Below are 20,952 nucleotides of genomic sequence, written 5' to 3'. Positions count from 1 at the left end.
GTATCTTGCGACCATCAATCAAAACAAAACCCCCATACTTCAATGTCATGCCGACGGCATGCATCTCAAGTATAGGGGAGAAAAGGTATCAAGCGTATAAGTGGTATAGTGTCCGCACTGAGTGGCTCAGAAGAATGCACAAGTGGCTCATTTTAAATGCAATAATCATTCATATTTAATAGTGATCTATTTTTTAAGTTCACAGGACCATTTTATTCCTGTTCAAGGAGTAAATCAATCTTATTCGTACCTAATGAAGATTTTGTACTAAAAAACGGCGACCTCGAGATGGGGTCACCGTTTGTTCTATTCATTATCAATGTTATTTTTGCACTCAATATAGTCTGTTTAACAATGCAACTAAAGAAAGACCGACCGCTTCGCCTAGTTTGACAGGGACAGCATTTCCAATCTGCTTATACGCATTCCCTGTCGAGACCGGAAACGCCCAATCGTCAGGAAAGCTTTGAATACGCGCATATTCACGAACCGTGAAGGGTCTGGTTTCATCCGGGTGACATCGTTCGGTTTGTTTCTGTGCTGGTGCACAAGTCAAAGTCAAAGAAGGCTCATCCCAAGACAAACGTCTGGCCATACCGGTTCTGCCTCCTCCGGAATAATAGCTCTTACCCATATATTCTTTTGCGATTTCCTCAGGAAGGTCTCTCTGTCACTTTAGGATTTATTTTTCACTTATTTCAATCGTTATTTTGCACTATAAGTAAATATAAAAAAGCCCAATTTCTCAGCATTAAAATTGAGAAATTGGGTTTTTATCGTTACTCTGGTTTAATATTTACTTGATTCCGATTACTAAACTGTCTCGTGCGGCTTCAACAACTTCCGTAGTTATTGTTTCAAGCTTATTAATTTCAAGTATTCTTTCAATTTGAGTGAATAGTCTTTGTATGAGCCTAAAGTTCCCTCCAGTAATCTTTATTATGCTGGTTATTGCTTCATAATCGGAAAAGTCTTCAAGCTTTATAGAAAGTCCTAACTCTTCCCATTTATACTCTAGAATATGATGGGTTTCATCTTTACTTAGTTTATCAAATTCATGAGCAAATCCAATTCTAGAGTAGAGTTGAGGATATCGAGCTAATCGCTTCTCAATGCCAGGCATTCCAATCAATATCATTGCCAAGTCATTTCGATCATAGATATCTCTAAGCTGTTCTAAATTTTGCACTTTTAGTCTGTCTATTTCATCAACAATAATTAAGTCAATATCTTCATAAGCATTAGGGGTGTAATTTTCTTCCTCTCCTTTTTTAAGTACTTTATACATAGTTCTTACCATATTCATTCTGGATTCAATAAGATTAATCTGTTCAGTCATTTTAGTCGCTCGTACTGCCGGAGCTGTATAAAAAATTGTTCTAGCTTCAAGTATCTTTTCATCTACATCTAGGTCAATATTTTTTGCTGTTTTATAAGCTATTTGTTTTTCGATGGAATCCCAATTCGAAAAGTACCTTGAGGACAATGTTTTTCCTACACCCGGTAATCCATAACAAATACCTATATATTTGTATTTAATACATGCATCACAGAACTCGGCAAACCTCTTATATTCTTTTGTTTCAATAAATTTTTGCCCTTTATTCATTGAAATACCTCTTTAGTTTCGACTTTTTAGAATTAGGTTCATTCGTTTTATTCCCTAGCTCGTGTTGCTTTGATAAAGCAATTTCTTCTGCAACTGTTTTTCCAGAATCAAGTTGTTTTTTTAGATTTCTCCGTACTTTATTTCGTGCTGAAACAATCTCCTTTAAATCTACTGTATAATCTGAAATCTCGGGGGAAATAGCAGTACATAGGTATTTATCTTGATAAAACACTCGAATCTCCGCGATGTCTCTCGGATCATAACGAATAACGACTGTTTCACCAACGTATGCAGCTAGATTTGTGTCTATATATCTAAGTCCTTGGAAATGAATCCCGTCAGAATGAACTTTCCTTGGTTTTGCTACATTTAGCAATAATAAATCAAGACTTTCCAGACTCTCTGGCATATTGGGAAGGAATCCAGAATTATTCCACGCCTGTATCGGTTCTTTTTTTGTTGTACTATGAACCCTATGATGATAATTATATAAGATGAAATTCAGTAATTTTTTATCCAGTTCCTTAAGTGTAAGAAGTGAGCTAGTAGTCTGATTTCCCAAGTAGCCCGGTAAATCTTGCAAAAACAATTGATTGACGGTTAAAAAGAATCTTTCTATTTTCCCTCGTCCTCTTGGAACACCAATTGCAGAAAAGACTAGATTAATTTTCAAATCAATTGCTACTTGCTCCAAATGGTTGGACGTAAAGTCACTTCCATGGTCTGTATAAAACATTTCCGGTATACCACATATTTTCCAATCGGGATTATTTTTCCTCCATATTGCTTGATGTAAGACCAATGATGTGTTTATGGCAGAGGGATTTTGAAAACTCAAGAAATACCCAGCAATTGCACGACTGTAATCATCTAAAATAATAGTTAGCCAAGGTCTTTCTGGTTTTCCTTTTTCATTTAAAACTATAATATCTAATGGAGTATGATCTGCTTGCCAAATTTCATTGGGATAGCTTGATTCTCGTCGGTAAATTAAATCATATTGATTGTCATATGCTTTTTGACCATCTAGCGCTAACTTTTTTAAGCTTGGAGAAAGGGATTGCGATACCTTATAAACTTGATAATAACTCGGTTGTTGCCAGCCTTTTTTCTGACATTGCTCACAAATCATTCGATGAATAGAAGTTAGTGAATTCCTTCTGTACTTTAAAATCAGTTGCTCAATTGCCAAAACTACTTCCGATTCTAAATGTATTTTGCCATCATCACTTCTTGTTTTTCGAATTAAACCTTTTAATCCGAATTTTTTATAATCTTGAATCCAGTATTGTAGCGTTCTTTTAGCAATGCCAGTTTCTTCTGTAATGGCCGTTAATCTTTTTCCGTCGATAAGATAAGGCGCAATAATTTTATACTTTACTACTGCTGCTTGCCGCTGTTCTTCTGAAAAAGCTGTTAATGGAGGTTGTTCATTTGTCATAGATATCAACCTTTCCGATTTATTGTTTTTCTAAATAGCGATAAATCGTAGTGCGAGACACACCCCACTTTTCCGCAACATCTTTAATCGGTGTGCCACTTTCAATTAAAGCTTTCATCATTTCAATATCTTTTGATCCATACTTCTCCGGGCGTCCACCTAGACGCCCACGTGCTTTTGCGGCTGCTCGTCCAGCAGCAGAGCGCTCCTCAATCAAATTTCGTTCAAATTCCGCAAACGCTGCGAACAAGTGAAACATTAATTGCCCCGTTGCATTGCTATTGTTCATTGTTAAGTTTTCTTGCAGACTATGAAAGCCAATACCTCTCTCATTTAAGTTGTTCACTATTTGAATTAAATCTTGCATATTGCGACCTAGTCGATCCAATCGCCAAACGACAATGGTATCCCCTTCTCGTGCATACCTAAGTGCTTCCTCTAAACCGGGGCGTTGCTTTTTTGTCCCACTCATTTTGTCGTGAAAAATTCTCGTACAACCATGTTGAGTTAAAGCATCTGATTGTAAATCCAAATTTTGCAATCCTGTTGATACACGTGCATATCCAATTAACACTAAAACCACTCTTTTCTGATGTTACCTTTAATTTCATTGTAACATAAGTTAAAACGAAGATGGTTAGTGAACATAGATTAATGAACGGAGTTATGTTACATATAAAATAGTGAAAATTACCTCTTAGGGAGTAAAAACGTGCGTGTTCAATAAAGGACGAGTTTTGGAACAAATAATAATATGTGTGCTCTTTTAACTTTGTTCAGCAATCGGGCCGTATTGTTGTATAAGTGATGAAATACTGAATTTAAAACTTAGTTTATATGTGGTAAAATGTTTTAATCAAGTTTAGGAGGAATTAATTATGAAGTGTAATGAATGTAACAGGGTTCAATTAAAAGAGGGAAGCGTATCATTAACCCTATTAACTACGTCTGCCCTCATTATTGGAGGGTGAAATGTGAATACATCCTATTCACAATCGAATTTACGACACAACCAAATTTTAATTTGGCTTTGCATTTTATCTTTTTTTAGCGTATTAAATGAAATGGTTTTGAACGTCTCATTACCTGATATTGCAAATGATTTTAATAAACCACCTGCGAGTACAAACTGGGTGAACACAGCCTTTATGTTAACCTTTTCCATTGGAACAGCTGTATATGGAAAGCTATCTGATCAATTAGGCATCAAAAGGTTACTCCTATTTGGAATTATAATAAATTGTTTCGGGTCGGTAATTGGGTTTGTTGGCCATTCTTTCTTTTCCTTACTTATTATGGCTCGTTTTATTCAAGGGGCTGGTGCAGCTGCATTTCCAGCACTCGTAATGGTTGTAGTTGCGCGCTATATTCCAAAGGAAAATAGGGGTAAAGCATTTGGTCTTATTGGATCGATAGTAGCCATGGGAGAAGGAGTCGGTCCAGCGATTGGTGGAATGATAGCCCATTATATTCATTGGTCCTATCTTCTACTCATTCCTATGATAACAATTATCACTGTTCCGTTTCTTATGAAATTATTAAAGAAAGAAGTAAGGATAAAAGGTCATTTTGATATCAAAGGAATTATACTAATGTCTGTAGGCATTGTATTTTTTATGTTGTTTACAACATCATATAGCATTTCTTTTCTTATCGTTAGCGTGCTGTCATTCCTGATATTTGTAAAACATATCAGGAAAGTAACAGATCCTTTTGTTGATCCCGGATTAGGGAAAAATATACCTTTTATGATTGGAGTTCTTTGTGGGGGAATTATATTTGGAACAGTAGCAGGGTTTATCTCTATGGTTCCTTACATGATGAAAGATGTACATCAACTAAGCACTGCTGCAATTGGCAGTGTGATTATTTTCCCTGGAACAATGAGCGTTATTATCTTCGGTTACATTGGTGGATTACTTGTTGATAGAAAAGGTCCATTGTACGTGTTAACCATTGGAGTTACATTTCTTTCCGTTAGCTTTTTAATTGCTGCCTTTTTTTTAGAAGTAACACCATGGTTACTGACAATTATATTAGTTTTTGTTTTTGGTGGGCTGTCATTCACCAAAACAGTTATATCTACAATTGTTTCAAGTAGTTTGAAACAAAAGGAAGCTGGTGCCGGAATGAGTTTGCTTAACTTTACCAGCTTTTTATCAGAGGGAACAGGTATTGCAATTGTAGGTGGTTTATTATCCATACCCTTACTTGATCAAAGGTTGTTACCTATGGAAGTTGATCAGTCAACTTATCTGTATAGTAATTTGTTATTACTTTTTTCAGGAATCATTGTCATTAGTTGGCTGGTTACCTTGAATGTATATAAACATTCTCAAAGGGATTTCTAAATCGTTAAGGGATCAACTTTGGGAGAGAGTTCAAAATTGATCCTTTTTTTATAACAGGAATTCAAATCTTTTTGTTCCATTAAAAGGCGCTTTTCCGGAGCAACAATAAAAGCCCAATTTCTTAATTTTAATGCAAGAAATTGGGCTTTTTTATATTTACTTATAGTGCAAAATAACACTTGAAATAAGCGCAATTTACCTCCTAAAGTGACAAGGCTGATAGAATCAGTGTTATGGGTGTCTCATAAGACTTGTCTCAAAAACGAGGTGATATTTTGCGGAAAATTGGTTATATACGTGTCAGTTCGGCTAGCCAAAATCCTTCAAGGCAATTTCAGCAATTGAACGAAATCGGAATGGATATTATTTTTGAAGAAAAAGTTTCCGGATCAACAAAGGATCGTGAGCAACTTCAAAAAATGTTAGAGGATTTACAGAAAGGTGACATTATTTATGTTACAGACTTAACTCGGATTACTCGAAGTACGCAGGATTTATTTGAATTGATTGATATAATACGAAGTAAAAAAGCAAGTTTAAAATCAATCAAGGATACATGGCTAGATTTATCAGAAGATAATCCATACAGCCAATTCTTAATTACAGTTATGGCTGGGGTAAATCAGTTAGAACGAGATCTTATACGTATGCGACAGCGTGAAGGGATTGATTTGGCTAAGAAAGAAGGGAAATTTAAAGGTAGGTTAAAGAAATATCATAAAAATCATGCAGGAATGAATTATGCAGTAAAGCTATATAGAGAAGGAAAAATGACTGTAAATCAAATTTGTGAAATTACAAATGTGTCAAGAGCATCGCTATATAGGAAGCTATTAGAAATAGACAATTAATGAAGAAGAGCTATTTTAAAGTTTTTTTGATTTATCCGCATTATAAAATAAATTAGTTTCTTTCAAAGGGAGTTAAGAAAATGATCATTTCATTAATTGCTGCAATTTCAAGTAATTACGTAATCGGCAAAGATAAGGATATACCATGGAAGATTCCTGGTGAACAGGTTCGATTTAAGGATTTAACTATGGGTAAATCAGTAATTATGGGTAGAAAGACATTTGAATCTATTGGTCAGCCACTGCCGAACAGAAAGACAATTATTATCTCAAAATCTAAAGATATTAATTATAATAATTGCCTGACTGTAGAATCGTTAGAGAGGGCTTTTAATTTACTACAACAAGAAGATGAAATTTTTATTGCAGGTGGTGGAGAAATATATAAGGAATCGTTACCATTTGCCGATAGAATATATTTAACTATTATCGAAAAGGAATATGAAGGTAATATCTTTTTTCCAATGTTTAATAAAGATGAGTTTGAAATCACCTATCAACAAAAAGTAGAAGGGTTTATACCCTATACATATTTTACATACGAAAGAAAAAATAAAGGAGAGCAAATCAAATGAATATTATAAACGTATTAGATAAGGGCTATGTTCGCCTTGTAAATCATATGGGTTCAGATTTAACTGTAGTAAACTCTGCAAGAGTTTCTTATGCAAAAGAATCGAAAGAACTGAACGATAAAGATGTTAAGTTAATTAAATTTCTTGCTAGAGAAGGCCATACTTCTCCATTTAGACATGTAATCGCACAATATGAAGTGTATGCACCACTAATGGTGGCCAGACAATGGTGGAAGTATGTCATTGGTTCCTCTCATCAAGAGGGTACAGGAGATAGTTTTGATGCCTGGAATGAATCAAGTCGAAGATATATTACAGAAGAGCCTACATTTTATATTCCCTCAAGTAAAGAATGGAGAAGTAAACCCAAAAATTCTAAGCAAGGTAGTGGTGAAATAGTTACGTTGGAAATTGGTGATAAATACACCAGGGATCTTATGGCATATGTTGACGAAGGAATAGCCAAATATGAATCAGCTCTAGAAGATGGAATATGTCCAGAACAAGCGAGACTATTCCTTCCTGCTTATGGAATGTATGTACGTTGGTACTGGACGGCATCCTTACAGTCAGTTTGTCATTTTTTAAATCAAAGATTAGAACATGATGCTCAAAAGGAAATCCAAGACTATGCAAAGGCTATTCTTGAATTAAGTAAACCATTATATCCAAATGCTATAGACGAGCTTATGAAAAATATATAATGAATGTGCTAAAAAGCTCAAATTCTATTTTGCTAAGAATTTGGGCTTTTTATATTTGGATATCCTTAACGTTGTAAATCCGCATTTTCCTGACGCTACCCCAAGAATAAAATTTTTATTGTCTTTCGGTTTTCTAGTGTAACGGACAAAACCACTCAAAATAAAAAAGATACAAGAGAGGTCTCTCGTATCTTTTATTCAGCAATCGCGCCCGATTGCTGAACAGATTAATAATAGATTTTAGCTTTTTATTTGTTGAAAAAAGCTAATCAAATTGTTGTCGGGATCAATTACTGCAAAGTCTCGTTCATCCCACCACTGATCTTTTAATGATGTATTGGGGTGCAAAATGCCCAAAGGCTTAATATGTTGATATAATTCATCAATTCCCTCTACTTCAATGCGGCAACTAGCAGTACCAGCAATAAACGACTCCGCACCTGTACAAACCGGTGAATCATTACTACGAGAGCGCCAGCCTTCATCACTTGCCTCCCATAGATGAATCCGAACCTCATTACACATTAGAACTGCGAATCCATCTTCATGGTGAACCAAAGTGAAACCTAGTTTATCGCAATAAAAACCTATACTCTTTTTAATATCCCCGACTGGCAATGCCGGGATAGACTGTAACATTCTCACGCATAAAATCCCCTTTCATTTTCTAATGTAAATCTATTACCTTATTATTAATTCAATTCGCTCATAATTAATCCTTTTTCTTATTACGCAAAATGGCCCGATTTAAGCACACCCTTTATTCCGTTAATGCGCCATGACAGCCATGATAATTACTAATACTAGGAGAAGTTAATAAATACGTAACCAACATGATTAACAATTATTAGAGGTCATCGTTCAAAATGGTATGCGTTTTGACACATCCACTATATATCCGTGTCGTTCTGTCCACTCCTGAATCCCATTCCAGAAATTCTCTAGCGATTCCAGAAGTTTCTCAGAGTCGGAAAGTTGACCAGACATTACGAACTGGCACAGATGGTCATAACCTGAAGGAAGATCTGATTGCTTAACTGCTTCAGTTAAGACCGAAGCGCTCGTCGTATAACAGATGCGATGATGCAGACCAATCAACATGGCACCTGCCATTGCTACCTGTACAGTCAAGGATGGTAGAAATGTTGTCGGTCCTTGCACACGAATATTACGCCATTTGCCTGCATATTCAAACAGCTCTTCTACGATAAGGGCACAAATCGCATCGTGGAACGTTTGGGCTTCTACCGATTTAGCAGTTTGATACACTTTCTCTAAGTATCCACCTGAATCATAAATCGGCAAAATAGAGAAAAATTGACCATGTGTAAGCGGCCAATCTGATTCCACCTGAGATGCATAATCTAGTAGAATCTCTTCGCTATCAAAATTCACTTCCACCTTCCACTCACCGGTTGTCCATTCATGGCTGAACTCTGCTTCCTCTGTTGACATGACACACATCATCTCAATATCCGAATAGGGCCCATCAGTCTGACGACCAAGAGAGCCATAAACACCAATAGCCTTAACATCATCCCCATATTTATCCAATATTCGTTCCTTAATTTCATGAACAATCTTCATTCTTTCTTCTCTAGTCATTATTATTGGTCCATTCACTATTCTCATTCCCTTTTCAGATAATTTTAGATTTGCTTTTCTAAATAAGAATATTTGGAGAGCACCGTTCTTATTCAGCTATTAATAACTCGTCTTCCTAAGCATCCTTCAATCCTTTTAATAACAATTATAGCATCTAATCTTCAACAAACTGGCCCGTTTGTTGAACTACTCTTTAATAAAATAATTTTTCCGTTCCCAATTCCACATTGCAATAATAGAAAATCCATCTCCATTTAATTCAATAATCCCTATATTTTCTACAGTAGGTACTCGCCCATTGTCTTTTTCTCCTTCATAAATTAAAGCTATTGCACTCTCTTGATCGTGCATAGAAAATAAGTCCATTTCCTGATTCTTATAGCAAGTTGTTATTAGTTTTTTAAGTCCTAAATGTTCAAAATTATAAGAAAAATAATGAAAAAAATTACTAACTCTTGGATCATCAGCATTGCAATATACTGTCTTACCCTTAAAGTGTTCTTTATAATGCCTTAATTCATTTTCTATATCTTTTAATTGGGTATAGAATTCATCTTTTTTATTTGTTTTCGCTTGTGTTAAATTTGCTTTCAAAGACATTTTAATTCTCCTTTTTATTTTCTTAATTCTTTTTTTTAAAAAGAAATTCGTACCATTTGGTTTTTTCTTTTTTATTTATCCCATTACCAACTTTTTTTTCCATTTCCTTTTTTTCAAATTCTAGTTTTAATGCTTCTATTTTTCTATTAGAAATCAAAGTTAATTGTTGTTGTTGATCTAAAAGTTTTTCTAAATTTGCTCTTGATTTATTCGCTTCTTCTAACTGCTCTTCTAGTACCTTTATCAGTTTATCTTTGCTTGTTTCTTCTGCTGTACGGTGCTGTTCATTCGTTGTACGCTGTTGTACACTTGCTGTACACTCTTTATTGTCAATTCGTACATCAAATTCTTCTGCTAATTTCAAAAAGGCTTGGTGATCATACTCCAGAGATTCATTTTCATAAATTCTTGTATCTTTATTAATTGCTTTAATTTCAAGCTTTTCAAGTCTTCTTCTTACTTTTTGTCTTGGTTGATTTAATTCATCACATAAGTTTTTTATTGTATAAATTTTCTCCTTCATATGCCACCTCACTTATAAATCATTCTATCGTAATGCTGTACAAATCGTTGTACGCTGTTGTACAGTGCTGTACACTCCACTAAATATATTTATAAACTGTTGTACGACTGATTCCTAAATTTCTAGCTATTTCTGTTGGAGAATGCTCAGGATTATCTTCTAAATATTCCCTAACAAGACTCTCTTTTGAAGGTCTACCTACTTCTACTTCTCCCATCTCTTTAAGTAATTCTAATTGTCCTCTTGCAAGTTTTAAATGTTGATCTTGTTTTCTATAATTTCTTTTGTTTTTTTCAATAGGGATATCTGTTAATTTTACAATGTCATCAATGGTAAAATTATAATATTGTCTGTCATAGGTTTCTAAAGCTGATTTAATATCATCTTCTTCTAAAGGATTAGAATGTTCTATTTCCTTTAATTCATCAAAAATTTTATACATATCTTCTCGAACTTCATTTTTTGGAATATTACACTTTACAGCATAAATTGCCATACACATCAAATAAAAATAACGATGTCCACCTTTAACTTTATAAGACTGTCTTAACCACCAATCATAAAGATCTCTCTTTATATCCCATCTTTTAGCTCTCTTATCTCCTTGAACAATTACTCTCTCATACCACTCAGGAAACTTCTCTTCTGCTTCTTCTAAACTATATTGAGTTGGTCTAAATCGCTTATTTATATCTACTCTATTTTTTTCTTCATCTGCATAAGAATTAATATAATCTAAAGTAACTCTCTCTCCAGTTTTAAAAGCCTTTACTGGTAAGTCATATTTATCATTTCTAGAACCAACCATTCTAAAACCTTGATTGATTGACTGATACTGTATCTGTTTTTCTTGAGAAGTTGCCTTATACTCCCACATTTTAAAGGTTAAATCATACTTTAACTGCTTCATTTGAAGCTTAATATTTGGATATAAAGCAATAGGTTCTTTAAATACATAGTAAATATGGAGACCTGTACCACTCATTACAATAAAAGTCGGCTGAGGAAGCGTTCTTAGCCCTGGCTTTTTTCCTATTCTTGAAAAGAAATTAATTAACTCATTTTTACCTACTGCATCAAGGTCAAACACCAAAGCATTCATCTGTTGAGAATACTCTAAGCGATTTATACGACCTCTATAAGCTAAACCTGAACATAAAGTCATAGGATTATCCTCTACAAAATCTCTATAGTCTTCTTCCCAGGTATCATTAAGCATTATTCTTCTTCTTAACTTCCTTTCTGTGCCTTCATCTTTGTGTAGTGCAAAATAGGAGTGGTTCTTACGCAATGTTGGTGAACGATGACGAGCAATTGCCCGAAGGTGGTCGCTCATTTTTTTGCAATATCAGTGAGCACAGCTCGGCTCGGGATTTCGACAAAGTACCCGTATCCTGAGCAAATCAAAATTTCCCCTTCCATACATGAGTCGCTTCAACATCTTTAGACGATTGACGTTTCCTTCCACGTAACCGTTGCTTTCTTCAAACTGACAGGCCGCCAGGATCACCTCTACATTTTGTTTGAGGCGACCCACGAAACGCTTCAGTCCAGGATGTGATGTGACTTGTGGATTGGTGATCAACGAAAGGAGATGTCCTGCGTCCCGTTCCCGAATAGCTTCCCGAAATCCTTGAATGAAACAGAACGGGATGGCGAGGTCTTCGTAACGGACCAACAGGTACGAGACATCGATGGTGTCATCCGGCCTAGTGACAGGCCATTGCCAGAGTAGACGACAGGCATCCTTGCGCGATACGAAAACCTGGGGTTCGGGAAGACCCTCCCTCCGAACGTCACGTGAACGGTGACGGACCGCGCCAAACGAGCCTCTGTAACCTAATTGTCTCAGATGAGCGTCCGTTTCCTGGAGTGTGTATCGATTTCGGACACATTCCCTCAATTGTGGCATGAAACGATCAATCAAGTGAGGTCTTTGTCGTTTTGGCGGGGAGGGTTCGTAAGCCGGGTCACTGTATTTTTTGACGGTCCTCCAATTCAAGCTGAGCATTTGGGCGATCGCATTCAGACTCATCCCTTGGCGGTGCATGCTTTGAACCTTTTCGACCAATGGTCGTTTTGTCTCGTTCTCGGGTCCAGTCGGATGTTGCGGTTTCAAAGCGTATGATACGGCACCTTTCGGATTTACAGGGATTCGAGAGGGGATGACACGCTGGCATATCGAATTAAGGCATCGCCATAGGTTATCTACGAGGTGGAAGCGGTCGCTCACCACTACGATGTCCTGGTCGAGCAATGCCTCTTGATAGGCTGGGAATCGATCGACCGATGCGCGGATAGGCCGTTTCTCCAGATTCACAAGCCAATCCTTCAACATGTCTGCTTCGCGGGTCCGCAGCAGGTCGATGGGACGATGGGTTGTCGCGTCGCAGATGATGGTCCCGTATCGGTGCCCCTTTTTGAAGGCGAAGTCATCAATGCCGATCACCTCAGCACAGGGGCTCGGGACGGGCACGCGTCGTAGCACCCTGAGTAGCGTGTCGTGACTGATTCGAAAACCTAGGACGGTCGTGACACGCTCGGCTTCCTTCGCACTCATGGCCAACATTAAAGTGGACAGCACACGCTCCGTACGGAGCGTTCTCCGCGAATAAGAAATGGCCCACGGCAATCGCTCTGTAAAGATGGAACGTTGGCATCTTGAGTTGTCGCAGAACCATTTCGGTACTTGAATGTTCAGACGGAAAACCTGATGTATTCCTGAGAAGTCTTTTAGCCGCCGTGTCGTGAAACTGTGACGCCGGTGACAAAACCGACCGCAGTCTGGACAGCATGCACCGCTGGATATGAGACGAGCGGCACAATGTCTCACCCCGTCGTGTGAGTGAGCACTCGTGACGCACAGTCGATCATCCAAGAACTCCAACTCGTTCATGGGAATCAATCCTTTTTGATTTTATTCCCATAATGTCGGCATCACTACCTCACCAACATTGCGTAAGAACCATAGGAGTGCAGAAGTGTGCAACGGAAACGTACACAACTCTGCACTCCTATTTTTGAAAAGAAAAAGGACTTGCCAGCAACCATAATCTCACCCTAACGTTTAAGTTGCGACACAAGAACGTTAGGAGATGGAAGGAATGCTAGCAATGTCCGATATCAATTGTATCAAATTTCTCAGAAACCACAAATCACATTCAATCAATCGAATCGCTAAAAATCTAGACCTCAATTGGAGAACAGTAAAAAAATACGCGGATTCAGCTCAATTGCCAAGCGAAACCATTCGCCCCAAGAGGGGCATGATGTACGGAACGAAATGGGGCGAGATGGTCGAGGATTGGTTGACCGAGGATCAGATGCTTCAGAAAAAGTTGAGACGAACGAATAAAAAGATTTATGAAACTCTGGTGGCGAACGGATTCGAGGGCTCTTATCGAACGGTGTGCAATTTCATCAAGAGCTGGCATATGACAAGCGAAGAGGAAAACGACACAAGGCATGAACGACTGCAGCACCCTCCGGGTGAGGCGCAGGTGGATTTCGGGACGATGGAAGTCGTCAAAGATAGTCATGCGGTCGATGTGAAGTGCCTCGTCATGAGTCTGCCCTTCAGCAACCGTACGGCAGCCGTCGCCCTCCCCGCAGAAAACCAAGAGTGCTTCCTGACGGGACTCAAAATGCTTTTTGAAGAAATCGGCGGTGTGCCGCAACAGCTCAGAATCGATAATCTCCCCGCCGCAGTCATCCAACCGCGAACGACGAGGGAAGAGGCGATCTATACCGATGCTTTCCTGCAGTTCATGGCTCATTATGGATTCCAAGTCCAAAGCTGTAATCCTTACAGCGGGAACGAGAAAGGAAGTGTCGAGAACAAGGTCGGATACGTTCGATACAACTTTCTTGTCCCGGCCCCTGTCATGCATGATTACGATTCGATGAACCGACAGCTCGCAGTTTCCCTACGGGACGACATGGAGCGAGTCCATTACGAAAAGCATGTGCTGATCCGTGAGCTGTTCGAAAAAGAGCAGAGACATCTATTGCGATTACCTCAAGAAGACTTCCCCGTCTTCAAGGAAGAACTGTTCAAGGTGAACAAGTACGGCGAAATAACGATCGATAAGACGAAAGTCTTGATTCCTTCAGGGTCTCGTCATGGGCAAGTACGCGCCATCCTAAGATGGGATTCGATGAAGATTCTCTCACTTTACGGAGAAATCCTCTACGAAGAAAAACGACCTTACATGATGACAAAACGTGCGCTCCCGTGGGAAAACATCATCAGTACTTGGCACAAGAAGCCGAGAAGCTTCGGGCACTCCCGTTATTCCGAATACCTGCCGGGTAGAATCAAAGAGTACCTGGGCGTGCCGAACTTACTCGTCCGGCAGGAACGACTGGGCTGGATCCGAGCCAAACTCGCATTGTATCCGATCCTCGAGATCAATGAACGCCTATACGAGCTACTGAGTGAGGACGACGACCCAGCCGTGGTTGAGAATCACCCTTATGATGTGGACTGGAGCAAGTATGATAGCCTAAACCGGCCGTGGGGAGGAGGTGGCACCGCATGAGCCTAAAAGAAATGTGCAAGTCGCTCCGCCTTGCCTACGTCGCCGAAATCTATGAATCGATTCCAACGGAATCTCCTGAAAAATTTCTTATGGAACTTTTCTCTATGGAAATACGCCTCCGCGAAGAAGCGAAGGCGCAACGGTTTATCAAAAAGGCGAAATTCATCAACAACAAGTCACTCGACGACTATCATTGGGGCAATCATATCTACTTTCCGAAGCATTTAGATAAGGACGAACTGACCTCATTGAATTTCGTCGAGCATTCACAGAACGTCGTTCTGACAGGGTCCCCGGGAACGGGAAAGACCCATTTGGCCATCGGTCTCGGGAGAGAAGCTTGTCACAAAGGTTATGAGGTGAGGTTCTTCCGGGTTTCCGAGCTCGTAGAGCAACTCAACAAGGCCTGGCGGGATGGGAAACTGAGCAGCTTCCATTCACGTCTCGAATCGGCAGACCTTATCATTTTGGACGAAATGGGATACATTCCTCTCACAAAAGAATCTGCGGAACTCCTGTTCCATCTCATCACCGACTGGTACGAGCGAAAGAGCCTAATCATCACGTCCAACCTTGAGTTCAGCCAATGGAATCGCATCTTTGGCGACGCGCGCCTAACGGCAGCACTGGTCGATCGCGTCATCCATCACGCTCACATACTAAATTTCACAGGTGACAGTTATCGCGTCACGCATGCGTTGTCGAAACACTAAAACCTAGCTGGCAAAGTTCTGTACTTTTCGTTGCATTATTGTGCACATTTGTGGTTCTTACGCAATGTTGGTGAACGATGACGAGCAATTGCCCGAAGGTGGTCGCTCATTTTTTTGCAATATCAGTGAGCACAGCTCGGCTCGGGATTTCGACAAAGTACCCGTATCCTGAGCAAATCAAAATTTCCCCTTCCATACATGAGTCGCTTCAACATCTTTAGACGATTGACGTTTCCTTCCACGTAACCGTTGCTTTCTTCAAACTGACAGGCCGCCAGGATCACCTCTACATTTTGTTTGAGGCGACCCACGAAACGCTTCAGTCCAGGATGTGATGTGACTTGTGGATTGGTGATCAACGAAAGGAGATGTCCTGCGTCCCGTTCCCGAATAGCTTCCCGAAATCCTTGAATGAAACAGAACGGGATGGCGAGGTCTTCGTAACGGACCAACAGGTACGAGACATCGATGGTGTCATCCGGCCTAGTGACAGGCCATTGCCAGAGTAGACGACAGGCATCCTTGCGCGATACGAAAACCTGGGGTTCGGGAAGACCCTCCCTCCGAACGTCACGTGAACGGTGACGGACCGCGCCAAACGAGCCTCTGTAACCTAATTGTCTCAGATGAGCGTCCGTTTCCTGGAGTGTGTATCGATTTCGGACACATTCCCTCAATTGTGGCATGAAACGATCAATCAAGTGAGGTCTTTGTCGTTTTGGCGGGGAGGGTTCGTAAGCCGGGTCACTGTATTTTTTGACGGTCCTCCAATTCAAGCTGAGCATTTGGGCGATCGCATTCAGACTCATCCCTTGGCGGTGCATGCTTTGAACCTTTTCGACCAATGGTCGTTTTGTCTCGTTCTCGGGTCCAGTCGGATGTTGCGGTTTCAAAGCGTATGATACGGCACCTTTCGGATTTACAGGGATTCGAGAGGGGATGACACGCTGGCATATCGAATTAAGGCATCGCCATAGGTTATCTACGAGGTGGAAGCGGTCGCTCACCACTACGATGTCCTGGTCGAGCAATGCCTCTTGATAGGCTGGGAATCGATCGACCGATGCGCGGATAGGCCGTTTCTCCAGATTCACAAGCCAATCCTTCAACATGTCTGCTTCGCGGGTCCGCAGCAGGTCGATGGGACGATGGGTTGTCGCGTCGCAGATGATGGTCCCGTATCGGTGCCCCTTTTTGAAGGCGAAGTCATCAATGCCGATCACCTCAGCACAGGGGCTCGGGACGGGCACGCGTCGTAGCACCCTGAGTAGCGTGTCGTGACTGATTCGAAAACCTAGGACGGTCGTGACACGCTCGGCTTCCTTCGCACTCATGGCCAACATTAAAGTGGACAGCACACGCTCCGTACGGAGCGTTCTCCGCGAATAAGAAATGGCCCACGGCAATCGCTCTGTAAAGATGGAACGTTGGCATCTTGAGTTGTCGCAGAACCATTTCGGTACTTGAATGTTCAGACGGAAAACCTGATGTATTCCTGAGAAGTCTTTTAGCCGCCGTGTCGTGAAACTGTGACGCCGGTGACAAAACCGACCGCAGTCTGGACAGCATGCACCGCTGGATATGAGACGAGCGGCACAATGTCTCACCCCGTCGTGTGAGTGAGCACTCGTGACGCACAGTCGATCATCCAAGAACTCCAACTCGTTCATGGGAATCAATCCTTTTTGATTTTATTCCCATAATGTCGGCATCACTACCTCACCAACATTGCGTAAGAACCACATTTGTATTGCAAAATACAATCAGAGGAAGTTAAGCAAATTATTGATGCTTGTCATACGAAAAGAGATAAATTAATTTTAATGCTTATGTATGAGGGTGGTTTAAGAATCGGTGAAGTGTTATCGCTTAGGCTTGAAGATATTGCCACTTGGGACAATCAAATCCATTTAACACCTAGAGATGTTAATGTAAATGAAGCTTATATTAAATTAAGGAAGGAAAGAACAATACATGTGAGTAAAGAACTGATGTCACTTTATACAGATTACTTGGTATATGAGTATAGTGAGGAATTGGAGCATGATTATGTTTTTATTTCCTTAAAAGAAGGCTATTTTGGGAAACCACTAAAGTACCAAAGTGTTCTTGATCTAGTTAGAAGAATAGTTAAAAGGACTGGAATAGAATTTACATCGCATATGCTTCGCCACACTCACGCAACGCAGCTAATTAGGGAAGGATGGGATGTTGCGTTCATTCAAAAGAGATTAGGTCACGCACATGTTCAGACAACGTTAAATACCTATGTTCATCTTTCAGATCAGGATATGAAAAATGAGTTTAATAAATACCTTGAGAGAAAGGAGCATAAGAAATGAATGCTTCTAGTAAAAGGAAAATTATCAGTCAGAGTGAGATCAGCAAAAAAATAGCTGTAATGAATGAAGAAATGCAAGGGTTTTGGGCTAATAATAGTTGGGATATAAGAAAATGTCCACATCCTTCTGCCATAGAATTAAGTAAGAATCCTGCTTTAAGAAATCGTTGGGTTCGTTTTGAACGTGTTAAAAATCTGTGGTTAAGAACAGAATTGAAATATTTTTATTTTTACCATTTAAACAATGGAATATGGAATGCAAAAACTGTCTGGATTAGAAAAGGAACAGTAATTAATAAAATGTTAGATTTTTTAGATTTAAAGTATCCCAGCATTACTTCAATTACTGAAGTTCCTATTGAAAAAGCAATGACGGAGTATAGAACATATTTGACAAAACAGGGTGTTAGAATTACTACTACTAATTATAAGATTACTGCTAATCAAGAAAAAACACCTGTAAAAGCTAATTCTTACTATGTTACTAATCTAAAACAATTTATGGAGTTTTATGAGGACTTTTATTTTGATGGGGAGGAGTGGGATAAAGACATTTGGGATAGACGTAAGTTACCTTTGCCAGATGATAAGGTTAATCCGACACAATATGAATATGTAATTAACTTTAAAGGGGTTCGCAATACGTATTTTAAACAACTCGTAAAAAGATATTGTAAATTGAGATTAAATACGGATAGCTTTTCCTATGTATGTGATATCGCCCAAAAACTTAAAGAGTTCTTTAATTTCTTGGACATGAATTTTAAACACGTTCAGAGAATAAACCAATTAACGAGAATGGAAATTGAAGCATATTTAAGCGAATTAAATATGATGGGGATAAAGCCTAGCACAATAAATGGGAGGATCTCTATATTGGAAGGACTATTTAGTACCCTTCTAAGGCTAGAATGGAATGATATTCCTTCCAAGGTGTTAATCTATCCAGAAGACTATCCCAAAATACCGAGAGCAAAACCTCGTTTTATAGATGAATACGTTCTGGAGCAATTGAACAGTCATCTTGATAAATTACCCGAATATATAGCTACGATGACTATGATAGTCCAAGAATGTGGGATGAGGATAAGCGAATTGTGCACCTTGAAAAAAGGTTGTCTATTAGAGGACAAAGATGGAGATTACTTTTTAAAGTATTATCAATGGAAAATGAAAAAGGAGCATATAGTTCCAATATCAAAAGAGGTAGCTTTATTGATTAAAGTTCGGGAAGATAAAGTTTCATGGGAGTTTCCAGATAGTGAATACCTCTTTCCAAGAAAAGATGGATCGCCATTAAAACAAGAAACATTTAGAGACGAGTTAAACAAATTAGCTTATGAGCAAAAAATAGTCGATAAATCAGGCGAGATTTATAGATTCCATGCCCATGCCTTTCGCCATACAGTAGGAACAAGAATGATTAATAACGGAGTACCGCAGCATATTGTACAAAAGTTTTTGGGTCATGAAAGTCCTGAAATGACAAGCAGATATGCTCATATTTTTGATGAAACCCTTAAAGCTGAATTTACAAAATTCAAAGTTGGAAGGACTATTTAGTACCCTTCTTAGGCTAGAATGGGATGATGTTCCTTCCAAAATATTAATTTATTCTGAGGACTATCCGAAAATACCAAGAGCAAAACCACGCTTTATAGATGAATTCGTCCTAGAGCAATTGAACAGTCATCTTGATAAATTACCCGAATATATAGCTACGATGACTATGATTGTTCAAGAATGTGGAATGAGGATAAGTGAATTGTGCACCTTGAAAAAAGGCTGTCTATTAGAGGACAAAGATGGAGATTTCTTTTTAAAGTATTATCAATGGAAAATGAAAAAGGAGCATATAGTTCCAATATCTAAAGAGGTAGCTTTACTTATTAAAGTTCGGGAAGATAAAGTTTCAGAGGAATTTCCAGATAGTGAATACCTCTTTCCAAGAAAAGATGGATCGCCATTAAAACAAGAAACATTTAGAGGTGAGTTAAATAAATTAGCTTATGAGCAAAATATAGTGGATAAATCAGGTGAGATTTATAGATTCCATGCCCATGCCTTTCGCCATACAGTAGGAACAAGAATGATTAACAACGGGATGCCCCAGCATATTGTGCAGAAATTTTTGGGGCATGAAAGCCCAGAAATGACAAGCAGATACGCTCATATCTTTGATGAAACTCTAAAAAATGAATTTACTAAATTTCAGGAAAAACTGGTTACCAATAATGGAGATGTGCTTGATCTAGATGAAGATAATGAAGTCGATGATGTAGAGCTTCAATGGTTCAAGAAAAATATAAATGCACAAGTGCTTCCAAATGGTTATTGTAGATTGCCAGTAGTAGCAGGTGGTTGTCCACATGCGAATGCATGCTTAGATTGCACTCACTTCTGTACCAGTAAGCAATTCTTACCACAGCACGAAGAACAGTTAGAGCGTACAGAAGAGTTATTAGCCATAGCTAAGGATAAACAATGGCAAAGACAAGTAGAGACTAATAGCCGTGTTAAAGAGCGTTTAGAACAAATCATTGGAAGTTTGACGGGGTAATTATCAATGGATAAACAAGTTAGAAATACAACAGAAATTGTACGTTTGGCGAAGCAGAAATCAAAAAAGACAAGGGAAAAAGTAGACAAAGCGATTTCTAAATTTTCGATTGAAGGTAAAGTTATTAATTTTAATTCAATAGCAAAGGAAGCTAATGTTTCTAAATCATGGCTTTATAAGGAACACGATATTAGGCAAAGAATCGAATCCCTTCGTGAGCGTCAAATAACAGCAAATGTAGTCTCAAAACCCAAGAAAAGTTCTCGTTCGGAGGAAATCCTTATTAAAACCTTAAAAAGAAGAGTAATGGAATTAGAAAAAGAAAATAAAAAATTACAGAACCAAATTCAAAAATTATATGGAGATCTGTATAATAAAGAATAATTATTAATCTGTAGACAAATTGTGAAAGGATGTACTTAAACGCTAACGGTCAGCTTTATTGAACATTGACACTCCCACAGCTAAAGCAGTGGGATTCTGAAGTGCTTGTGCGAGCGCAGTCCATTTCTGTTTTGCTCAAGCCTTCAGATGAGGG

At 38.9% G+C, this 20,952-nt stretch carries 18 protein-coding genes and 4 pseudogenes; 11 read left to right on the top strand and 11 right to left on the bottom strand.

Features of this window, described 5'->3' with window-relative positions; genetic code table 11:
* Positions 1-334 precede the first annotated feature (334 nt).
* The 4 genes and pseudogenes from KNP76_RS14250 to KNP76_RS14235 form a co-directional block, all read right to left on the bottom strand.
* Positions 335-667 (bottom strand): annotated as a pseudogene (locus KNP76_RS14250) (DNA cytosine methyltransferase); the annotation flags it as partial.
* Between the two features lie 129 nt (positions 668-796).
* On the bottom strand, positions 797-1,609 hold the full coding sequence (locus KNP76_RS14245) for an AAA family ATPase (RefSeq protein ID WP_024127797.1): 813 nt from the start codon (positions 1,607-1,609) through the stop codon (positions 797-799).
* Positions 1,602-3,050, bottom strand: a complete 1,449-nt coding sequence (locus tag KNP76_RS14240) for a Mu transposase C-terminal domain-containing protein (RefSeq protein ID WP_200230939.1) — start codon at positions 3,048-3,050, stop codon at positions 1,602-1,604. The genes KNP76_RS14245 and KNP76_RS14240 overlap by 8 nt, the downstream gene beginning before the upstream one ends.
* A 19-nt stretch (positions 3,051-3,069) precedes the next feature.
* A complete protein-coding gene (locus KNP76_RS14235) occupies positions 3,070-3,624 on the bottom strand; it encodes a recombinase family protein (protein WP_173057573.1) in 555 nt (184 codons plus the stop codon).
* Between the two features lie 304 nt (positions 3,625-3,928).
* On the opposite strand from KNP76_RS14235, the pseudogene KNP76_RS16115 reads away from it, so the two are divergent.
* The 5 genes and pseudogenes from KNP76_RS16115 to thyX all read left to right on the top strand — a co-directional run.
* Positions 3,929-3,988 (top strand): annotated as a pseudogene (locus tag KNP76_RS16115) (tetracycline resistance efflux system leader peptide); the annotation flags it as partial.
* Between the two features lie 36 nt (positions 3,989-4,024).
* Complete coding sequence (tet(L), locus tag KNP76_RS14225; protein ID WP_024127799.1) at positions 4,025-5,401, top strand: tetracycline efflux MFS transporter Tet(L); 1,377 nt, start codon at positions 4,025-4,027, stop codon at positions 5,399-5,401.
* Between the two features lie 275 nt (positions 5,402-5,676).
* Positions 5,677-6,252: a recombinase family protein gene (locus KNP76_RS14220; protein ID WP_024127800.1), complete on the top strand. Its 576-nt coding sequence runs from the start codon at positions 5,677-5,679 to the stop codon at positions 6,250-6,252.
* Positions 6,253-6,332: 80 nt separating this feature from the next.
* Positions 6,333-6,827, top strand: a complete 495-nt coding sequence (gene dfrE / locus KNP76_RS14215; RefSeq protein ID WP_012655890.1) for a trimethoprim-resistant dihydrofolate reductase DfrE — start codon at positions 6,333-6,335, stop codon at positions 6,825-6,827.
* Entirely contained in the window at positions 6,824-7,531 is a 708-nt protein-coding gene (gene thyX / locus KNP76_RS14210; protein WP_012655891.1) for an FAD-dependent thymidylate synthase, read from the top strand. The genes dfrE and thyX overlap by 4 nt, the downstream gene beginning before the upstream one ends.
* A gap of 240 nt (positions 7,532-7,771) precedes the next feature.
* Here the strand turns inward: thyX and bleO are convergent, their stop codons facing one another.
* The 6 genes from bleO to KNP76_RS14180 form a co-directional block, all read right to left on the bottom strand.
* A complete protein-coding gene (bleO, locus tag KNP76_RS14205; RefSeq protein ID WP_001242578.1) occupies positions 7,772-8,176 on the bottom strand; it encodes a bleomycin binding protein in 405 nt (134 codons plus the stop codon).
* Between the two features lie 216 nt (positions 8,177-8,392).
* Entirely contained in the window at positions 8,393-9,154 is a 762-nt protein-coding gene (aadD1, locus tag KNP76_RS14200; RefSeq protein ID WP_001014230.1) for an aminoglycoside O-nucleotidyltransferase ANT(4')-Ia, read from the bottom strand.
* A gap of 168 nt (positions 9,155-9,322) precedes the next feature.
* Positions 9,323-9,736 (bottom strand): adenine-specific methyltransferase EcoRI family protein, encoded by a 414-nt coding sequence (locus tag KNP76_RS14195; protein ID WP_214844897.1) that lies wholly within the window; start codon positions 9,734-9,736, stop codon positions 9,323-9,325.
* Positions 9,737-9,758: 22 nt separating this feature from the next.
* Complete coding sequence (locus KNP76_RS14190) at positions 9,759-10,259, bottom strand: DUF536 domain-containing protein (RefSeq protein WP_020277966.1); 501 nt, start codon at positions 10,257-10,259, stop codon at positions 9,759-9,761.
* Between the two features lie 79 nt (positions 10,260-10,338).
* Positions 10,339-11,550, bottom strand: coding sequence for a winged helix-turn-helix transcriptional regulator (locus KNP76_RS14185; protein ID WP_214844896.1), 1,212 nt, complete (start codon positions 11,548-11,550; stop codon positions 10,339-10,341).
* Between the two features lie 57 nt (positions 11,551-11,607).
* Positions 11,608-12,708: a transposase gene (locus tag KNP76_RS14180; protein WP_214844893.1), complete on the bottom strand. Its 1,101-nt coding sequence runs from the start codon at positions 12,706-12,708 to the stop codon at positions 11,608-11,610.
* Between the two features lie 655 nt (positions 12,709-13,363).
* Between KNP76_RS14180 and istA the strand changes: the two genes are divergently transcribed.
* Together istA and istB are read left to right on the top strand one after the other, a co-directional pair.
* Positions 13,364-14,800 carry an IS21 family transposase gene (istA, locus tag KNP76_RS14175; RefSeq protein ID WP_214844895.1) on the top strand — a complete coding sequence of 479 codons (1,437 nt, stop codon included), beginning with the start codon at positions 13,364-13,366 and terminating at the stop codon, positions 14,798-14,800.
* Positions 14,797-15,513: an IS21-like element helper ATPase IstB gene (istB, locus tag KNP76_RS14170; protein ID WP_214844894.1), complete on the top strand. Its 717-nt coding sequence runs from the start codon at positions 14,797-14,799 to the stop codon at positions 15,511-15,513. The genes istA and istB overlap by 4 nt, the downstream gene beginning before the upstream one ends.
* Before the next feature lie 122 nt (positions 15,514-15,635).
* On the opposite strand, the gene KNP76_RS14165 is transcribed toward istB, so the two are convergent.
* Complete coding sequence (locus KNP76_RS14165) at positions 15,636-16,736, bottom strand: transposase (RefSeq protein ID WP_214844893.1); 1,101 nt, start codon at positions 16,734-16,736, stop codon at positions 15,636-15,638.
* Positions 16,737-17,270: 534 nt separating this feature from the next.
* Between KNP76_RS14165 and KNP76_RS14160 the strand changes: the two are divergent.
* The 4 genes and pseudogenes from KNP76_RS14160 to KNP76_RS14145 all read left to right on the top strand — a co-directional run.
* Positions 17,271-17,855 (top strand): annotated as a pseudogene (locus KNP76_RS14160) (tyrosine-type recombinase/integrase); the annotation flags it as partial.
* A complete protein-coding gene (locus tag KNP76_RS14155) occupies positions 17,852-19,417 on the top strand; it encodes a tyrosine-type recombinase/integrase (protein WP_214844892.1) in 1,566 nt (521 codons plus the stop codon). The pseudogene KNP76_RS14160 and the gene KNP76_RS14155, both read left to right, overlap by 4 nt.
* Positions 19,395-20,414 (top strand): annotated as a pseudogene (locus KNP76_RS14150) (site-specific integrase); the annotation flags it as partial. The gene KNP76_RS14155 and the pseudogene KNP76_RS14150, both read left to right, overlap by 23 nt.
* Before the next feature lie 6 nt (positions 20,415-20,420).
* Positions 20,421-20,798, top strand: a complete 378-nt coding sequence (locus tag KNP76_RS14145; RefSeq protein WP_000361059.1) for a DUF6262 family protein — start codon at positions 20,421-20,423, stop codon at positions 20,796-20,798.
* Positions 20,799-20,952 lie beyond the last annotated feature (154 nt).

The sequence above is a fragment of the Exiguobacterium sp. s150 genome, assembly GCF_018618435.1.
GTDB classification, from domain to species: domain Bacteria; phylum Bacillota; class Bacilli; order Exiguobacteriales; family Exiguobacteriaceae; genus Exiguobacterium; species Exiguobacterium alkaliphilum.
The sequence above is the reverse complement of the archived record's forward strand: the minus strand, read 5'-3'. Positions and strand labels throughout refer to the sequence as shown.